The sequence below is a fragment of the Streptomyces beijiangensis genome, assembly GCF_017315755.1.
Lineage (GTDB): Bacteria > Actinomycetota > Actinomycetes > Streptomycetales > Streptomycetaceae > Streptomyces > Streptomyces beijiangensis.
The window spans coordinates 1-14,874 of record NZ_JAFLRJ010000102.1 but is presented as its reverse complement, the minus strand read 5'-3'; the positions used below and the strand labels follow the sequence as shown (position 1 = coordinate 14,874).

At 67.1% G+C, this 14,874-nt stretch carries 17 protein-coding genes, 1 tRNA gene and 1 riboswitch; of the genes, 9 read left to right on the top strand and 9 right to left on the bottom strand.

The window, feature by feature from the left end; genetic code table 11:
- The coding region (locus J0695_RS11995) for a transglycosylase domain-containing protein (RefSeq protein ID WP_277989973.1) at positions 1-1,357 on the top strand (1,357 nt) is incomplete at its 5' end.
- Positions 1,358-1,390: 33 nt separating this feature from the next.
- On the opposite strand, the gene sugE is transcribed toward J0695_RS11995, so the two are convergent.
- The 3 genes from sugE to J0695_RS11980 form a co-directional block, all read right to left on the bottom strand.
- Positions 1,391-1,711 carry a quaternary ammonium compound efflux SMR transporter SugE gene (sugE, locus tag J0695_RS11990; protein ID WP_206961939.1) on the bottom strand — a complete coding sequence of 107 codons (321 nt, stop codon included), beginning with the start codon at positions 1,709-1,711 and terminating at the stop codon, positions 1,391-1,393.
- A 31-nt stretch (positions 1,712-1,742) separates the two neighbouring features.
- Positions 1,743-1,813, bottom strand: a riboswitch (guanidine-III (ykkC-III) riboswitch).
- 3 nt (positions 1,814-1,816) lie between these two features.
- The gene (locus tag J0695_RS11985; RefSeq protein ID WP_206961942.1) at positions 1,817-2,113 is read right to left on the bottom strand and encodes a GroES family chaperonin; all 297 of its coding nucleotides are present in this window, start codon (positions 2,111-2,113) and stop codon (positions 1,817-1,819) included.
- A gap of 87 nt (positions 2,114-2,200) precedes the next feature.
- Positions 2,201-2,521, bottom strand: a complete 321-nt coding sequence (locus J0695_RS11980) for a DUF3618 domain-containing protein (protein ID WP_206961940.1) — start codon at positions 2,519-2,521, stop codon at positions 2,201-2,203.
- Positions 2,522-2,666: 145 nt separating this feature from the next.
- Here J0695_RS11980 and bcp point away from each other — a divergent pair, with 145 nt between their 5' ends.
- The 5 genes from bcp to J0695_RS11955 all read left to right on the top strand — a co-directional run bounded on the left by bcp (position 2,667) and on the right by J0695_RS11955 (position 6,431).
- Positions 2,667-3,134 (top strand): thioredoxin-dependent thiol peroxidase, encoded by a 468-nt coding sequence (gene bcp, locus J0695_RS11975; RefSeq protein ID WP_206961937.1) that lies wholly within the window; start codon positions 2,667-2,669, stop codon positions 3,132-3,134.
- Positions 3,135-3,239: 105 nt separating this feature from the next.
- Entirely contained in the window at positions 3,240-4,736 is a 1,497-nt protein-coding gene (proP, locus tag J0695_RS11970) for a glycine betaine/L-proline transporter ProP (protein WP_206961935.1), read from the top strand.
- A 140-nt stretch (positions 4,737-4,876) separates the two neighbouring features.
- Positions 4,877-5,500, top strand: a complete 624-nt coding sequence (locus tag J0695_RS11965; RefSeq protein ID WP_206961934.1) for an HNH endonuclease signature motif containing protein — start codon at positions 4,877-4,879, stop codon at positions 5,498-5,500.
- On the top strand, positions 5,497-6,342 hold the full coding sequence (locus tag J0695_RS11960; RefSeq protein WP_206961932.1) for an HNH endonuclease signature motif containing protein: 846 nt from the start codon (positions 5,497-5,499) through the stop codon (positions 6,340-6,342). The genes J0695_RS11965 and J0695_RS11960 overlap by 4 nt, the downstream gene beginning before the upstream one ends.
- Positions 6,343-6,357: 15 nt before the next feature.
- A tRNA-Leu gene (locus J0695_RS11955) sits at positions 6,358-6,431 on the top strand.
- Between the two features lie 64 nt (positions 6,432-6,495).
- Here J0695_RS11955 and rdgB read toward each other — a convergent pair.
- The 4 genes from rdgB to rph all read right to left on the bottom strand — a co-directional run bounded on the left by rdgB (position 6,496) and on the right by rph (position 8,709).
- Positions 6,496-7,098: an RdgB/HAM1 family non-canonical purine NTP pyrophosphatase gene (gene rdgB, locus J0695_RS11950; RefSeq protein WP_206961931.1), complete on the bottom strand. Its 603-nt coding sequence runs from the start codon at positions 7,096-7,098 to the stop codon at positions 6,496-6,498.
- Between the two features lie 8 nt (positions 7,099-7,106).
- Positions 7,107-7,454: a hypothetical protein gene (locus J0695_RS11945; protein ID WP_206961929.1), complete on the bottom strand. Its 348-nt coding sequence runs from the start codon at positions 7,452-7,454 to the stop codon at positions 7,107-7,109.
- 22 nt (positions 7,455-7,476) lie between these two features.
- Positions 7,477-7,854, bottom strand: a complete 378-nt coding sequence (locus J0695_RS11940) for a DUF8711 family protein (RefSeq protein WP_206961927.1) — start codon at positions 7,852-7,854, stop codon at positions 7,477-7,479.
- A gap of 117 nt (positions 7,855-7,971) precedes the next feature.
- Complete coding sequence (gene rph / locus J0695_RS11935) at positions 7,972-8,709, bottom strand: ribonuclease PH (RefSeq protein ID WP_206961925.1); 738 nt, start codon at positions 8,707-8,709, stop codon at positions 7,972-7,974.
- Between the two features lie 134 nt (positions 8,710-8,843).
- On the opposite strand from rph, the gene J0695_RS11930 reads away from it, so the two are divergent.
- Positions 8,844-10,538, top strand: a complete 1,695-nt coding sequence (locus J0695_RS11930) for a SpoIIE family protein phosphatase (RefSeq protein WP_206961923.1) — start codon at positions 8,844-8,846, stop codon at positions 10,536-10,538.
- A gap of 80 nt (positions 10,539-10,618) precedes the next feature.
- Here J0695_RS11930 and J0695_RS45170 read toward each other — a convergent pair whose 3' ends face one another.
- A complete protein-coding gene (locus J0695_RS45170) occupies positions 10,619-11,122 on the bottom strand; it encodes a PTS sugar transporter subunit IIB (protein ID WP_277989972.1) in 504 nt (167 codons plus the stop codon).
- Between J0695_RS45170 and J0695_RS11920 the strand changes: the two genes are divergently transcribed.
- The gene (locus J0695_RS11920) at positions 11,031-12,320 is read left to right on the top strand and encodes a PTS transporter subunit EIIC (protein ID WP_206961920.1); all 1,290 of its coding nucleotides are present in this window, start codon (positions 11,031-11,033) and stop codon (positions 12,318-12,320) included. The genes J0695_RS45170 and J0695_RS11920 overlap by 92 nt on opposite strands.
- A gap of 237 nt (positions 12,321-12,557) precedes the next feature.
- Complete coding sequence (locus tag J0695_RS11915; protein ID WP_206961919.1) at positions 12,558-13,820, top strand: PTS transporter subunit EIIC; 1,263 nt, start codon at positions 12,558-12,560, stop codon at positions 13,818-13,820.
- A gap of 69 nt (positions 13,821-13,889) precedes the next feature.
- Here the strand turns inward: J0695_RS11915 and J0695_RS11910 are convergent, their stop codons facing one another.
- The gene (locus tag J0695_RS11910) at positions 13,890-14,642 is read right to left on the bottom strand and encodes an MBL fold metallo-hydrolase (RefSeq protein WP_206961918.1); all 753 of its coding nucleotides are present in this window, start codon (positions 14,640-14,642) and stop codon (positions 13,890-13,892) included.
- Positions 14,643-14,874 lie beyond the last annotated feature (232 nt).

Below are 14,874 nucleotides of genomic sequence, written 5' to 3'. Positions count from 1 at the left end.
ATGTAGCCGCGCCGGCCTCTCCGGCCAGCGCGGCTACATCGTCGAAGCCGTCAAGAACTACCTCGACACCGCCGGCATCGTCTCCAGCGACGAACTCGCCGCCGGCGGCTACCGCATCACCACCACCCTGCAGAAGTCCAAACAGGACGACCTCACCAAGAGCGTCAAACAGCAGGTCACCGACAAGCTCGGCAGCTCGACAGCCGACAGCTACGTACAGATCGGCGCGGCCTCCGTCGACCCGGCCACCGCCAAGGTCCGCGCCCTGTACGGCGGCACGGACTACCTCAAGCACTACATCTCCAACGCCACCCGCAAGGACTTCGCGGTCGGCTCCACCTTCAAGCCGTTCATCTTCACCTCGGCGGTGCAGAACCACTCCACCACCCAGGACGGCCGCACGATCACCCCGTACACGATCTACAACGGCAACAGCCAGCGCGAGGTGCAGGGCCCCGACGGATCCACCGGCTACGCCCCGCCCAACGAGGACGGCCGCAACTACGGCAACATCACCGTCTCCACGGCGATGGACAACTCCGTCAACGCGGTCTTCGCACAGATGGCCGAGGACGTCGGCACGGACAACGTCGCATCGACCGCGGCCGACCTGGGCGTACCGAAGAAGACCACCAACCTCAACCCCGGCCCCTCGATGGCGCTCGGCGTCGCCCAGGTCAGCCCGCTCGACATGGCCCACGCCTACGCGACGCTCGCCAACCACGGCAACTACCGCCCGTACACCTTCGTCGAGAAGCTCACCAAGAACGGCGACCCCGTCAGCATCCCCGGCGAGGACGACAGCCAGAAGACCCCCAGGGAAGCCGCCGACACCACCACATCGATGCTCACCAGCGTCGTCCAGAACGGCACCGGGGCCGCGGCCCAGGTCCCCGGCTGGGAGGTCGCGGGCAAGACCGGCACCATCGACGACGACAAGGCCGCCTGGTTCGCCGGCTACACCCCGGCCCTCTCCACGGTCGTCGCGATGATGGGCGAGGACCCGAAGAACGGCAACCAGAAGCCGCTGTACGGAGCCCTCGGCCTCAACCGCGTCAACGGCGGCGGCCCGCCCGCCCAGATCTGGGGCCAGTACACGGCGGGCGCGCTCGAAAACACCACGCCCGTCCGCTTCGACCTGGAGCTCCAGTCCGGCGCATCGCCGGAGCCGACGCTCTCGCCGTCCCCCTCGGAATCCCCGTCGGAGACGCCGTCCTCGGAGCCGCCGAGCAGCAGCGCCCCGGCCAGCCCGACCACGGAGCCGCCGGTGTCCCCGTCGGACACCCCGACCTTGCCGACGGAGACCCCGACCTTCAGCTTCGGACCGGACGAGAACACCGACCCCAGCCCGAACTAGTTACTGAGTCACTAGTTACCCAGTAACTAGTGACTAGTGACCGGAGGTCGCCTTCAGCCCGACGACGGCGACCAGCAGCAGACAGACGAAGAAGATCCGGGCGGCGGTGGCCGGCTCACCGAGCATCACCATGCCGTACACCGCCGCACCGGCAGCACCGATCCCGACCCACACCCCGTACGCGGTACCGATGGGCAGGGTCTTGGTGGCCTGCGACAGCAGGAACATGGAGACGACGATCCCGGCACCGGTGAGGAGGCTGGGCACCAGCCTCGTAAAACCCTCGGTGTACTTCATCCCGATCGACCAGGCCACTTCGAGCAGACCAGCGACGACGAGCAGAACCCAAGCCATGACGACGAACCTCCGCGAGACGGATCAACAGGGTGCGTCGTCTTTGCTCAGTCACGAAGCCCGGTACGGCGCGTCTCGTCGGGGTACCTCAAAGGTAGCAAACCGCTACAGATACAGACCTGTGGTGCCCTCGTCCACGCGCTCGGACGCGACAGCGTGCAGATCCCGCTCACGCATCAGTACGTACGCCACCCCGCGCACCTCGACCTCGGCACGGTCCTCCGGGTCGTACAGCACCCGGTCCCCTGTCTCCACGGTCCGCACATTGGGGCCCACCGCGACCACCTCGGCCCAGGCCAGACGCCTGCCCACCGCGGCGGTCGCCGGAATCAGAATGCCGCCGCCGGACCGGCGCTCGCCCTCGGGAGAGTCGGACCGGACCAGCACGCGGTCGTGCAGCATCCGGATCGGCAGCTTGTCGTGGGTGGTGGTGTCCTTACTCACGGACCCGAACCTACCCGCCCACGAAGCCGCTGTTCACCGAAGGGGTCAGCCCCTGCGCCGCTTCGCCGAGAAGGCGAGCAGACCCACCAGACCCACAACCACCAGGGCCACCGGAACGACCCGCTCCAGACGCGGCGAGCCCTCCTCGTCCACGAACTGCGCGCGCACCTCGCTCACACCACGGTTCACGGCGACAAAAGCCCGCCCCGCGGTCTGGTCCACCGCCGAGGCCACCTTCGCCTTCGCGTCCCCGATGACCGTGCTCGGATGCAGCCGCACCCCGATCTCGTCCAGCGTGACCGCCAGCTGATCGCGCCGGCTCTTGATGTCCGTCTCGATCTGCGCAGGGGTCCTGGCGTCCGACACATCCGACACTGCGCTGCCTCCGTCGTCGTATCCGGTAGTCGTAGGTCGACAGTCTGTCAGCTCGGGGCCCACCGCACCCCACGGCACCCCTATTACGCTCGACGGCGTACGCACATCCCTCCTCACATCTCGATGGGACCCTCCGATGAGCGAGCGACTCCAGCCCGGCGACACCGCACCCGCCTTCACCCTCCCCGACGCGGACGGCAACGACGTCTCCCTCGCGGACCACAAGGGCCGCAAGGTCATCGTCTACTTCTACCCGGCCGCCCTCACCCCCGGCTGCACCAAGCAGGCCTGCGACTTCACGGACAACCTGGACCTGCTCGCCACCGCCGGGTACGACGTCATCGGCGTCTCCCCCGACAAGCCGGAGAAGCTCGCCAAGTTCCGCGAGAAGGAGTCACTGAAGGTGACGCTGGTGGGCGACCCCTCCAAGGAGGTCCTGGAGTCCTACGCCGCCTTCGGCGAGAAGAAGCTCTACGGCAAAACGGTGACCGGCGTCATCCGCTCCACGATCGTCGTCGACGAGAGCGGCAAGGTCGAACACGCCTTCTACAACGTCAAGGCGACCGGCCACGTAGCCAAGATCATCAAGGACCTCGGCATCTGAGAACGAGTGACCGAAGTCCCATTCGCGTGGGACTTCGGTTTGCAACCGCCACGATTGTGCAGACGTTCCTCTTGGACCTACACGTCCACCGAGAGGAGCAGAACCATGACCGCCGCAGGCCCCGAGAGCCAGGCCGACCCAGAAGCGGTCAAACGCCACCGCGCTCTCTTCCGAGTGATCCAAAGACGCGAGAACCCCAAGCTCCGCCGCACCGACATCACCGTCACCGACGAAGCGGCCGTCAAGCGGGCCGTCAAGGCGGCCTCACTCGGCAACGCGATGGAATGGTTCGATTTCGGCATCTACGCCTACCTGGCCTCCACCATCGGCCACGTCTTCTTCTCCGGCGCCGGAGACACCGTCCAACTGCTCTCCTCGTTCGCAACATTCGCAGTCGCGTTCCTGGTCCGCCCCATCGGCGGCATGGTCTTCGGCCCCATGGGCGACCGGATCGGCCGCAAAAAGGTCCTCGCCCTCACCATGGTGCTGATGGCGATCGGCACCTTCGCGATCGGCCTGCTCCCCTCGTACGCGGCGATCGGCTTCTGGTCCCCGGTCCTCCTCATCCTCTTCCGCATGCTCCAGGGCTTCTCGACCGGCGGCGAGTACGGCGGCGCCTCGACCTTCATCGCCGAGTACGCCCCCGACAAACGCCGCGGCTACTTCGGCAGCTTCCTGGAATTCGGCACCCTGGCGGGCTACGTAGGCGCGGCGGGCCTCGTCACGATCCTCACCACCGTCCTCTCCACCCCCGACATGGACTCCTGGGGCTGGCGCATCCCGTTCCTCGTCGCGGGCCCCCTGGGCCTGGTCGGCCTCTACCTCAGGCTCAAGCTGGACGAGACCCCCGCCTTCCAGAAAATGGAGAACGAGAACGCGCGGGCCAGCGAGGCGGCGGACGCGGTGGAAACGTCCACCACGGCCGACCTCGGCAAGATCTTCAAGGACTACTGGCCCTCACTGATCCTCTGCATCGCCCTCGTCGGCGCGTACAACGTCACCGACTACATGCTGCTCTCGTACATGCCGACGTATCTGTCGGACGAGCTGCACTACAGCGAGACGCACGGCCTGCTGATCCTGCTCGGCGTCATGGTCTTCCTGATGCTGATCATCAACCAGGTGGGCAAGCTCAGCGACCACTTCGGCCGCAAGCCGCTCCTGATGGCAGGCATGCTGGGCTTCTTCTTCCTCTCGGCCCCCTCCTTCCTCCTGATCGGCCAGGGCTCGATCCCCGCGGTCATCGCGGGCATGCTGATGCTCGGCCTCTCCCTGGTCTGCCTCCTGGGCACGATGTCCGCGGCACTCCCGGCCCTGTTCCCCACCCAGGTCCGCTACGGCTCCCTCTCGGTCGGCTACAACCTCTCCGCCTCGATCTTCGGCGGTACGACGCCCCTGGTGATCACCGCCCTGATCGCCTGGACGGGCTCGAACCTGATGCCGGCGTACTACGCGATGGCGGCGGCCCTGGTCGGCGTGATCGCAGTGGCCTGCATGAAGGAAACGGCCCAGAAGCCACTGGCGGGCTCGCCCCCGTCGGTGGAAACGAAGGAGGAGGCGGAGGAACTGGTCCAGGCCCAGACCCCGGAACCCAAGTTCTGACGCAACTCCCCTGTACGGAATGCCTCGCACCCTCTGACTGAGCGGTACGAGGTATTCCGCATTTCGGACGTGACCATCCGATAACCGGTTCGTTACTCAGTGCGAGGCCGCGAACACGCAGCCGGACACGGAGGGGAACCATGCAGGCCAGGTACACCCGCGAGCTGCTCGAAGAGGCGGCCCGCGAGACGAGGAACTGGGACGAGGCAGTCAGCTGGTGCGGCGGCACCCCAACGCCGGGCAGCAGGCGCTACCTCCGCCAGAAGATGCTGGAAGCGGGCGTGGACACCTCGCACTTCCCGGCCAAGTGGTCACGCCACACGGAGGAGACGTTGAGGGAGGCGGTCGCCACATCTTCGTCCATCAAGCAGGTCGTACAGCGCCTTGGCATCAGCCCGGTTGGCGGCAACCACGCCCATATCAGCCGTCGAATAGCGGCGCTGAAGATCGACATATCCCACTTCGCGCAGCGCCGAGGCGGCCCTAAGGAGTCGCGCGGCAACCCCCTGGTCCTCGGTGCAGCAACCGATGGCAGGATCCCGGGCCAACGCCTTCGACGCGAGCTGCTGAAAACCGGCACCCCCGAACTCTGCGCCGTGTGCGGCACAGGCCCTGAGTGGAACCACAAGCCGCTCCGGCTTGAGGTCGACCATGCCAACGGTGACTGGTGGGACAACCGCCCGGAGAACCTCCAGCTCCTGTGCCCCAACTGCCATGCAGTAACGGACACTTACCGGGGCCGGAAGCGGAGGAACGCGGCATGAGCGGCCCGAAGTACACCCGCGACCTCCTCACCCGGACCGCAGCTGCCTCCGTAAGCCTGGTCGACATGATGCGGAGGTTGGACGCACCGTTGGGCAGCACAACATGCAGGTACTTGACCGGTCGGCTCAAGCACTACTGCATCGATGTATCCCACTTCCGAGACGAACCGCTGCCCGAGCACGAACGCCGCGTCTACACGCGTGCGCTCCTCGCCAAGGTGGCGGCCCAGTCCCTCAGCATCCGGGAAATGCTGGACCGCCTGGGCACCCCACCCGGTTACACCCCGTACAGCCACATCCGGAACAAGCTCGACCAGTTCGGGATCGATACATCGCACTTCACCAGTGGTCGCAGGTATGGCCCCGGAGTCATAGTCCGGGACGAGTTGATCGCTGCGGTGGCGGATTCCACGAGCCTGGCAGGCGTCCTCAAGCACTTGGGCCAGAACGAGAGCGGTGCCGGACGTGCGCGCATAAAACGAAGCGTCGAAGCCCACGGCGTCTCCACCGCCCACTTCACGGGGCAAGCGCATTTTCGGGGCGCTGTGTCCCCCTTCCGCAAGTCCGCAGACGACACCCTGCAACGTCTCGAACCCGGCGCCCCGCGAGCGAAAACCCCCATGTTGCGGCGTGCACTTGATGACCTCGCAGTCCCACACGTCTGCGCCGAGTGCGGCATCGGCGATGTCTGGCAAGGCAAGCGACTTGTCCTGGAGATCGACCACATCAACGGCGATCGTCTGGACAATCGGCGGGAGAACCTGCGGTACCTGTGCCCGTCGTGCCACAGCCAGACGGCTACTTACTCGAACCGCTCCCCTGCGTTCCGAAGGAGGCAGTAAGCTCGGTGTCGGCATGCGCCCGTACGCCAAGGGCTGGAGCGGCAGATTTTAGGGGTCTGTGTTTGTCGGTTCGAATCCGACCGGGCGCACCGAACGAGTGGGGGCCTGACACCCGGTCCGGGTGTCAGGCCCCCACTTGCCTAAGCACTCGGGTCAGCCCAGAACCTCTCGCAGCACCGGGACCAGCGCCCGAAAAGCCTGGCCGCGATGGCTGATCGCGTTCTTCTCCGCTGCCGACATCTCCGCGCACGTCCGCGTCTCGCCCTCCGGCTGCAGGATCGGGTCGTAGCCGAAGCCGCCCGATCCCGCCGGGGCGTGGCGCAGGGTGCCCAGGAGGCGGCCCTCGACCACTCGCTCCGTGCCGTCGGGGAGCGCCAGGGCAGCCGCGCACGCGAAGTGGGCGCCCCGGTGTTCGTCGGCGATGTCGGAGAGCTGGGCCAGGAGCAGGTCCAGGTTGGCCTGGTCGTTTCCGTGCGTTCCCGACCAGCGGGCGGAGAAGATGCCGGGGGCGCCGTTCAGGACGTCCACGCAGAGGCCCGAGTCGTCCGCCACCGCGGGCAGGCCCGTTGCCTGGGCGAGGGCGTGGGCCTTGAGGAGGGCGTTCTCGGCGAAGGTGACGCCGGTTTCCTTCACGTCGGGGATTTCCGGGTACGCGTCCGCGCCGACCAGGTCGTGCGGGAGGCCCGCGCCGGCGAGGATCGCATGGAGTTCGGTGATTTTCCCGGCGTTGCGGGTGGCGAGGATCAGACGGCTCATGGGGTCGATTATCCCGCCCGGCAGGCGTCCTGGAGTCCGTACCCGGCACTGAGCAGGCCCGCGGCGTCCTTGTCGTGCACGGTGGAGTCGATGTTGAACACGGCCTGCTGGACGTCGGGGTCCTTGATGTCGGCGCCGCCGTGGAGTGCGGCGAGGCGGCGCTCGATGAAGAGGAGCGTCGTATCGGCCTCGTCGCCGCTCTGGGCGCTGTACTCGATGGCCAGCGACCGCAGGCCCTTGGTCGCACGGCAGTCCTGGGCCCTGGCGTCGTCGGCCGTGGTGCCGCAGCTCCGGAAGATCAGGATGCCCGCGGCGAGCACGACGACGGCCGATACGGCACAACTGGCACGGCGCATACGGTCAGGCCCCCCTGGCGGTCTACGAGGTGCAGACCTTACCCAGCTCCGACGCCGCGTCAGCGACCGGGCTGATGTCGGGGGTGTTGTCGCCGTTCTTGATCGATGAACGGACGTTGTCCACCGCCGTGTTGAGACTGTCGATGGACTTGCTCAGGTCCGCGTCGTCGGTCTTGTCGCCGAGGGACTTGAGGTTCTTGCTGATGTCGTCGAGGGCCTGGTCCGCCTGGGTCGGGTCGTTGGCGGCGTTGGTGACGGCCTGTTGGAGGTTGTTGACGTTGGAGGCGATCGCGTCGGCGGTCTGCACGCAGTCGACCGCCTTGTCGACTGCGCTGCAGCCGGCCAGGGCCGCCGTCAGGGCGAGCGTGGCTCCTGCTGCTGCGAGTGCGATTCGGCGCATGGTTCCCCCGGTTCGGACAGACGGACGGGCAGACGGACGAGCAGACGGACGGGCGCACGGTTCGATCCGCGCGCCCGTGTCTGGGATGACGTCGAGAGGGTCCTCTTGGTTGCTTCTTTACTCGCCGAGGGTCTTGGCGAGGGCGTCGACCTGCAGCGCGGTGAGGTCGGCGCAGCCGCCGGTGGCGAGGTCGAGGAGCGCGTTGAGCTCCTCGCGGTCGAAGGGCGCGGCCTCGGCGGTGCCCTGGACCTCGACGAAGCGGCCGTCACCGGTGCAGACGACGTTCATGTCGGTGTCGGCGCGCACGTCCTCCTCGTAACAGAGGTCGAGGAGGGGGGTGCCGTCGACGATGCCGACGGAGACGGCGGAGACGGTGCCGGTGAGGGGCGTGCGGCCGTGCTTGATGTGCTTCTTGGCCTGGCCCCAGGCGATCGCGTCGGCGAGTGCGACGTAGGCGCCGGTGATGGCTGCGGTGCGGGTGCCGCCGTCGGCCTGGAGGACGTCGCAGTCGAGGACGATCGTGTTCTCGCCGAGCGCCTTGTAGTCGATGACGGCGCGGAGCGAGCGGCCGATGAGGCGGGAGATCTCGTGTGTACGGCCGCCGATCTTGCCGCGTACGGATTCGCGGTCGCCGCGGGTGTTGGTGGCGCGCGGGAGCATCGAGTACTCGGCGGTGACCCATCCCTCCCCGCTGCCCTTGCGCCAGCGCGGTACGCCTTCGGTGAAGGAGGCGGTGCAGAAGACTTTGGTGTCGCCGAAGGAGACGAGGACGGAGCCCTCGGCGTGCTTGCTCCAGGCACGTTCGATGGTGACCGGGCGGAGCTGTTCGGGGGTGCGGCCGTCGATGCGAGACATGGCGTCGAGCCTAGCTGGCGCGGTGGAGGGGGCCGAACGGCCCGAGGGGAGAGGACTAATGGCACAAGACGGACTTATGGCATAATTACTACTCTTAGAGTAAAGGTCTAAATTGTTTACTTGGAAAGGCAGTCATGACCGTCGACCTCCGTCAGCCCACGGCTCAGACGACCGAGACGCCTGACCGCTTCTCGTCGGTCTCCGTTCTGGAGGGGTCCCCGCACGGGATCCTGATCGCCTCGGCCGACCGGGGCGGCACGGCCGTGTACGCGAACCAGCGCCTCGCGCAGCTGTTCCGTACGCCCGTGCCGATGGACCCCGGCGGTATCGCCGCAGCCGCGCAGCTGCTGTTCGACCGCAACGGCGAGTCCATGGCGTTCGACGATTCACCGATGGGCATCGCCCTGCACCGGCGGCGCGCGACCCGCGCCGAGGTGCAGTACCGGGTGCCGGGGCAGCCGCCGCTCTGGCTGGACATCAGCGCGAGCCCGCTGGAGTGCACCTACGGCGGGCAGCCGCTGGCCGTCTCGTACATCCACGACGTCTCCCACCAGCGGCACTCGGCCACCGAGCTGGACGAGGCGAACCAGCGTCTTGCCGAGCAGCTGGAGGACCTGACCTGGGTGCACGGTCTGACCGAGCGGCTCGCGGGCCGCGGGACGCTCGAGTCCGCGCTGGCGCGGGTCCTGGAGGAGGGTGCCCTGCTGCTGCACGCGGACATGGGCGTGGCGAGGCTCTTCGACGAGGAGCACGGGACGATGGCGACGCAGGCGGTGTTCGGGCTGCCGCCCGACCCGCTGGACGAGGTGCACATCGCCCTGGAGAAGCTGACCGAGGACCGCTGCCTGATGGACGAGGTGGCGGAGGCCGGCGGCGCGCTGATCATCGAGGACGTAGCGACGGACCCGTCCTGCACGGAGGCTTTTCGTGATCTTGCCCGTACGGCCGGATTCCGGAGCGCGTACGCGGTGACGCTCTCGGCCTCCGACGGGCGCAGGCTGGGCGTCGTGGGCTGGGCTTTCAAGCAGCCGGGGCGGCCCACCATGCGCCAGCGCCAGCTGACCAACACCTATTGCCGGTTCGCGGGCCAGATCGTGGAGAACACGCAGCTGTACGAGCGCGAGCGGCGCATAGCGAGCACGTTGCAGCAGTCGATGCTGGCCCAGACGCTGCCCCATATCGAGGGGGTGCAGATAGCGGCGTGCAACCTGCCCGGCGCGCACGGGATGCAGGCGGGCGGCGACTGGTACGACGTGGTGGCGCTGCGGGACGGCAAGGTGGCGCTCGCGCTGGGCGATGTGATGGGCAAGGGTCTCGGCGCGGCGACGGCGATGGGCCAGCTGCGTACGGCGCTGCGTGCGTATGCGCTGGTGGAGGGCGAGGATCCGGTGGCGGTGCTGACGGATCTCAACGCGCTGACCCAGAACATGGCGCTGACCGATATGACGACGGTGCTGTACATGACGGTGGATCCGGCGGAGCACCGCGCGAAGGTGGTGTCGGCGGGCCATCCTCCGCCGCTGCTGATCGACCAGTCGGGTGCTTCGTTCGTCCGGGCGGGCCAGGGCGTCCCGTTGGGGGTCGTGGACGAGTGGCATGCGGAGGAGAAGGAGGTGCCGCTGCCGCCGGGTGCGCTGCTGGTGCTCTATACGGACGGTCTGGTGGAGCGTCGCGGTGAGGATCTGGGGACGGGTCTTGAGCGGCTGAGGAAGGCGGCGCTGAATGCTCCGTCGGAGGTGGGCGAGCTCTGCGCGTATCTGGTGGAGGAGTGCCTGGACGAGGGGGCGAACCCCGATGACGTGGCGATTCTTGCCGTGCGGGTGCGGTAGCCGCGACAGCGGCGGCGCACACAGAAGGGCCTGTTCCGGTCGGTCGGAACAGGCCCTTCTACGTATGAGTTTACGGGTGCTTACATCATGTCTTCGATGTCGGCGGCGATCGGGTCGGCGTCGGTGCCGATGACGACCTGGATCGCGGTGCCCATCTTGACGACGCCGTGTGCACCGGCCGCCTTGAGGGCGGCGTCGTTCACGAGCGACGGGTCCTTGACCTCGGTGCGAAGTCGGGTGATGCAGCCCTCGACCTCTTCGATGTTGTCGAGTCCGCCGAGCCCGGCGACGATCTTCTCAGCCTTAGTGGCCATGTCTGACTCCTGAGTGTCTCTTCGCGGCCCGGCGACCCGGTCCGTTTGATCACGGTAACGCACGTTTGGACCACTTATACGAGCGCTACATAGCCCTCCGTCACAGGATGGCGACGACGAGTACCGCACCGCTGCGAGTGGTCTACACCAGTGTACGGCCAGCACCAGGAGGACGCCGATGTCCACGAATGCATCCGTTGTACAGACACCCTGGTACCAGGGGCTGTTCGGCGGACTCCAGAAGATGGGCCGCAGTCTGCAGCTGCCCATCGCCGTCCTGCCGGCTGCGGGAATCCTCAACCGGCTCGGCCAGCCGGATGTGTTCGGCGCCGACGGTCTCGGCTGGACGGACGTCTCCAAGGTCATGGCGGGCGCGGGTGGTGCGCTCCTCGACGGCTCGCTCGGCCTCCCGCTGCTGTTCTGCATCGGTGTCGCCATCGGCATGGCGAAGAAGTCGGACGGCTCCACGGCACTGGCGGCGGTCGTCGGCTTCCTCGTGTACTACAACGTCCTGCGCCAGTTCCCGGTGGACTGCGCCGCCGGAGCGAAGGCGGTGGCCACCGGCTGCCAGGCGGCGGGCGAGGTGACCGCCTTCACATACCAGAACCCCGGTGTCTTCGGCGGCATCATCATGGGCCTCCTGACGTCGTTCTTCTGGCAGCGGTACCACCGCACCAAGCTGGTCGACTGGCTCGGCTTCTTCAACGGCCGCCGCCTCGTCCCGATCATCATGTCCTTCATCGCCATCGGCTTCGCCGCGATCTGCCTGTGGATCTGGCCGCCGATCGGTGACGGTCTGGAGAACTTCAGCGACTGGCTGGTCGGTCTCGGCGCCTGGGGCTCGGGCATCTTCGGTCTCGCCAACCGAGGGCTGCTGGTCATCGGTCTGCACCAGTTCCTGAACGTGCCCATCTGGTTCCAGTTCGGCAGCTTCACCAAGCCGGACGGCTCGGTGGTCCACGGTGACATCAACATGTTCCTGGCGGGCGACCCGAACGCGGGCCAGTTCACCTCGGGCTTCTTCCCGATCATGATGTTCGCCCTCCCCGCGGCCTGCCTGGCGATGACGCACTGCGCCCGTCCCGAGCGCCGCAAGGAGGTCGGCGGCATGATGCTCTCCATCGCGCTGACCTCGTTCGTCACCGGTATCACCGAGCCGATCGAGTACTCGTTCGTCTTCATCGCCCCGCTGCTGTACGCGATCCACGCGGTGCTGACAGGTGTCTCGATGGCGGTGACGTGGGCGCTCGGTGTGCACGACGGTTTCAGCTTCTCGGCAGGTCTCATCGACTACGCCATCAACTGGAACCTGGCGACCAAGCCATGGATGATCATCCCGATCGGGCTGGTCTTCGCGGTGATCTACTACGTGATCTTCAGAGTCGTGATCACCAAGTTCAACCTCAAGACACCAGGGCGTGAGGAAGAGGAAGTCGCGGAGGAGATGGAGCGCGACAACGTGAAGTAGCGGCGCGCGGCCACCCGTTCCGTACGACAGGACAACCGGAAGTCCCAGTTCCATAAAGGACTGGGGCTTTTCGGTGTGTCTGGGGAGATGTGTCCTGCCCCACAGGTATGAGGGGGTTCCTTTATTCCGCCTTCACCATGTACAACAGGTCTACACCACTGAGTGGTGTAGACCACCTGGATGCTGCTCCGTCCCCCCGACGCTTTCGGGCAGCACCCCGGCACATGGAGGAAGTTGATGAGTACGGCCACCGCTACGGCGGCTCCCGCAAAGAAGCGGGGATCGGGCCTGTTCCAGGGCCTGCAGAAGGTCGGCCGCAGTTTGCAGCTGCCGATCGCCGTCCTGCCGGCGGCGGGCCTCATGGTCCGCCTGGGCCAGCCCGACGTCTTCGGCGCCGACGGCCTCGGCTGGGACAAGGTCTCCGCCGTCTTCGGCAACGCGGGCGGTGCGATCACCGGCGCCCTGCCGATCCTGTTCTGCATAGGCGTGGCGATCGGCTTCGCCAAGAAGGCAGACGGCTCCACCGCGCTCGCCGCGGTCGTCGGGTTCCTCGTCTACAGCAAGGTCCTCGAGGCCTTCCCGGTCACCGACCTGGTCGTCAACACGACGGCGAACAAGGGTGTCGACGTAGCGGCGACCTACAACAACCCCGGTGTCCTCGGCGGCATCATCATGGGTCTGCTCTCCGCGGTCCTGTGGCAGCGGTTCCACCGCACCAAGCTCGTCGACTGGCTCGGCTTCTTCAACGGCCGCCGTCTCGTCCCGATCATCATGGCCTTCGTCGGCATCCTCGTCGGTGTCTTCTTCGGCCTGGTCTGGGAGCCCGTCGGTGAGGGCATCCAGCACTTCGGCAACTGGATGACCGGCCTCGGCGCCGGCGGCTCCGCGCTCTTCGGCGGCGTCAACCGTGCGCTCATCCCCGTCGGCATGCACCAGTTCGTCAACACGGTGGCCTGGTTCCAGATCGGCGACTTCACCAACGCCGCCGGCACGGTCGTCCACGGTGACATCCCGCGCTTCCTGGCCGGAGACGGTACGGCCGGCATGTACCAGTCGGGCTTCTTCCCGATCATGATGTTCGGCCTCCCGGCCGCCGCGCTCGCCATGGCGCACACCGCCCGTCCCGAGCGCCGCAAGGCTGTCCTCGGCATGATGATCTCGCTCGCGCTGACCTCGTTCGTCACCGGTGTGACCGAGCCCATCGAGTTCTCGTTCATGTTCATCGCACCGCTCCTGTACGTGGTGCACATCCTCCTCACCGCCGCCTCCATGGCCATCACCTGGGGACTCGGTGTCCACGACGGCTTCAACTTCTCGGCCGGTCTGATCGACTACGCGCTGAACTGGAACCTCGCGACGAAGCCATGGATGATCATTCCGATCGGTCTGTGCTTCGCGGCTCTCTACTACGTGATCTTCCGGTTCGCGATCGTCAAGTTCGACCTCAAGACCCCGGGCCGCGAGCCCGAGGAAGAGGTCGAGGACCTCACCAAGGCGTAAGCCTCGGGCAGTGACATACGAAGGGCCCCGCCGGATTCGGCGGGGCCCTTCGCGTACGTACGGTCGGGCTCAGATCTCGTACACCGCACCCGGCACGGCCAGTTCGGCCTCGCCCCCGTACACCGCGCGGGCGTCCGCCAGGTTCTGCTCGGCGTCGGTCCAGGGCGGGATGTGGGTCAGCACCAGGCGGCCGGCCTTCGCACGCTCCGCGTGGGCGCCGGCCTCGCGGCCGTTGAGGTGGAGGTCGGGGACATCCTCCTTGCCGTGCGTGAAGGACGCCTCGCAGAGGAACAGGTCGGTGCCGTCGGCGAGTTCGTGCAGGCCCTCGCAGACTCCCGTGTCACCGGAGTACGTGAGGGACCTGCCGCCGTGCTCGACGCGGATGCCGAACGCCTCGACCGGGTGGCAGACCTTCTCCGTACGGACGGAGAAGGGGCCGATGTCGAACGACCCCGGCTTCAGGGTGTGGAAGTCGAAGACCTCGGACATCGAGCCGGGGGAAGGGGTGTCGGCATAGGCCGTGGTCAGGCGCTGGTCGGCGCCCTCGGGGGCGTACACGGGGAGAGCGTCGCAGCGCCCGCCCTCATGGCGGTAGTAGCGGGCGACGAAGTACGCGCACATGTCGATGCAGTGGTCCGCGTGGAGGTGGCTGAGGAAGATGGCATCGAGGTCGTAGAGACCGATGTGACGCTGCAGCTCGCCCAGGGCGCCGTTGCCCATGTCGAGGAGCAGCCGGAAGCCGTCGGCCTCTACGAGGTAGCTCGAGCAGGCCGATTCCGCGGACGGAAACGAACCCGAGCAGCCGACGACGGTGAGCTTCATGGAGAGGGAACCTCCGTGGACGGGCAGGCGACGGGGGTCAAGCGGTCTGTTGAGCGTAAGGCGCGACTGTGGGCCTCGCTCCTTCGCGGCAGGCCGTTGTGGGGGAACTCACCTGCGTTGTCACCGGTTCGGGTGGGGGTAGCGTCCTGTGCATGGATACGTCTTGGTTGCTGGCGCTGATCGCTGTCGTGCTGATCGCGCTCGTTGCCGCTGTGGTGGACGGGCGGGGGCG

Coding starts and splice junctions, on each gene's coding strand:
- sugE (WP_206961939.1), bottom strand. CDS start 1,711: ATGGCTTGGGTTCTGCTCGTCGTCGCTGGTCTGCTCGAAGTGGCCTGG.
- J0695_RS11985 (WP_206961942.1), bottom strand. CDS start 2,113: ATGCTGCACGACCGCGTGCTGGTCCGGTCCGACTCTCCCGAGGGCGAG.
- bcp (WP_206961937.1), top strand. CDS start 2,667: ATGAGCGAGCGACTCCAGCCCGGCGACACCGCACCCGCCTTCACCCTC.
- proP (WP_206961935.1), top strand. CDS start 3,240: ATGACCGCCGCAGGCCCCGAGAGCCAGGCCGACCCAGAAGCGGTCAAA.
- J0695_RS11965 (WP_206961934.1), top strand. CDS start 4,877: ATGCAGGCCAGGTACACCCGCGAGCTGCTCGAAGAGGCGGCCCGCGAG.
- J0695_RS11960 (WP_206961932.1), top strand. CDS start 5,497: ATGAGCGGCCCGAAGTACACCCGCGACCTCCTCACCCGGACCGCAGCT.
- rdgB (WP_206961931.1), bottom strand. CDS start 7,098: ATGAGCCGTCTGATCCTCGCCACCCGCAACGCCGGGAAAATCACCGAA.
- J0695_RS11945 (WP_206961929.1), bottom strand. CDS start 7,454: ATGCGCCGTGCCAGTTGTGCCGTATCGGCCGTCGTCGTGCTCGCCGCG.
- J0695_RS11940 (WP_206961927.1), bottom strand. CDS start 7,854: ATGCGCCGAATCGCACTCGCAGCAGCAGGAGCCACGCTCGCCCTGACG.
- rph (WP_206961925.1), bottom strand. CDS start 8,709: ATGTCTCGCATCGACGGCCGCACCCCCGAACAGCTCCGCCCGGTCACC.
- J0695_RS11930 (WP_206961923.1), top strand. CDS start 8,844: ATGACCGTCGACCTCCGTCAGCCCACGGCTCAGACGACCGAGACGCCT.
- J0695_RS11920 (WP_206961920.1), top strand. CDS start 11,031: ATGTCCACGAATGCATCCGTTGTACAGACACCCTGGTACCAGGGGCTG.
- J0695_RS45170 (WP_277989972.1), bottom strand. CDS start 11,122: ATGGGCAGCTGCAGACTGCGGCCCATCTTCTGGAGTCCGCCGAACAGC.
- J0695_RS11915 (WP_206961919.1), top strand. CDS start 12,558: ATGAGTACGGCCACCGCTACGGCGGCTCCCGCAAAGAAGCGGGGATCG.
- J0695_RS11910 (WP_206961918.1), bottom strand. CDS start 14,642: ATGAAGCTCACCGTCGTCGGCTGCTCGGGTTCGTTTCCGTCCGCGGAA.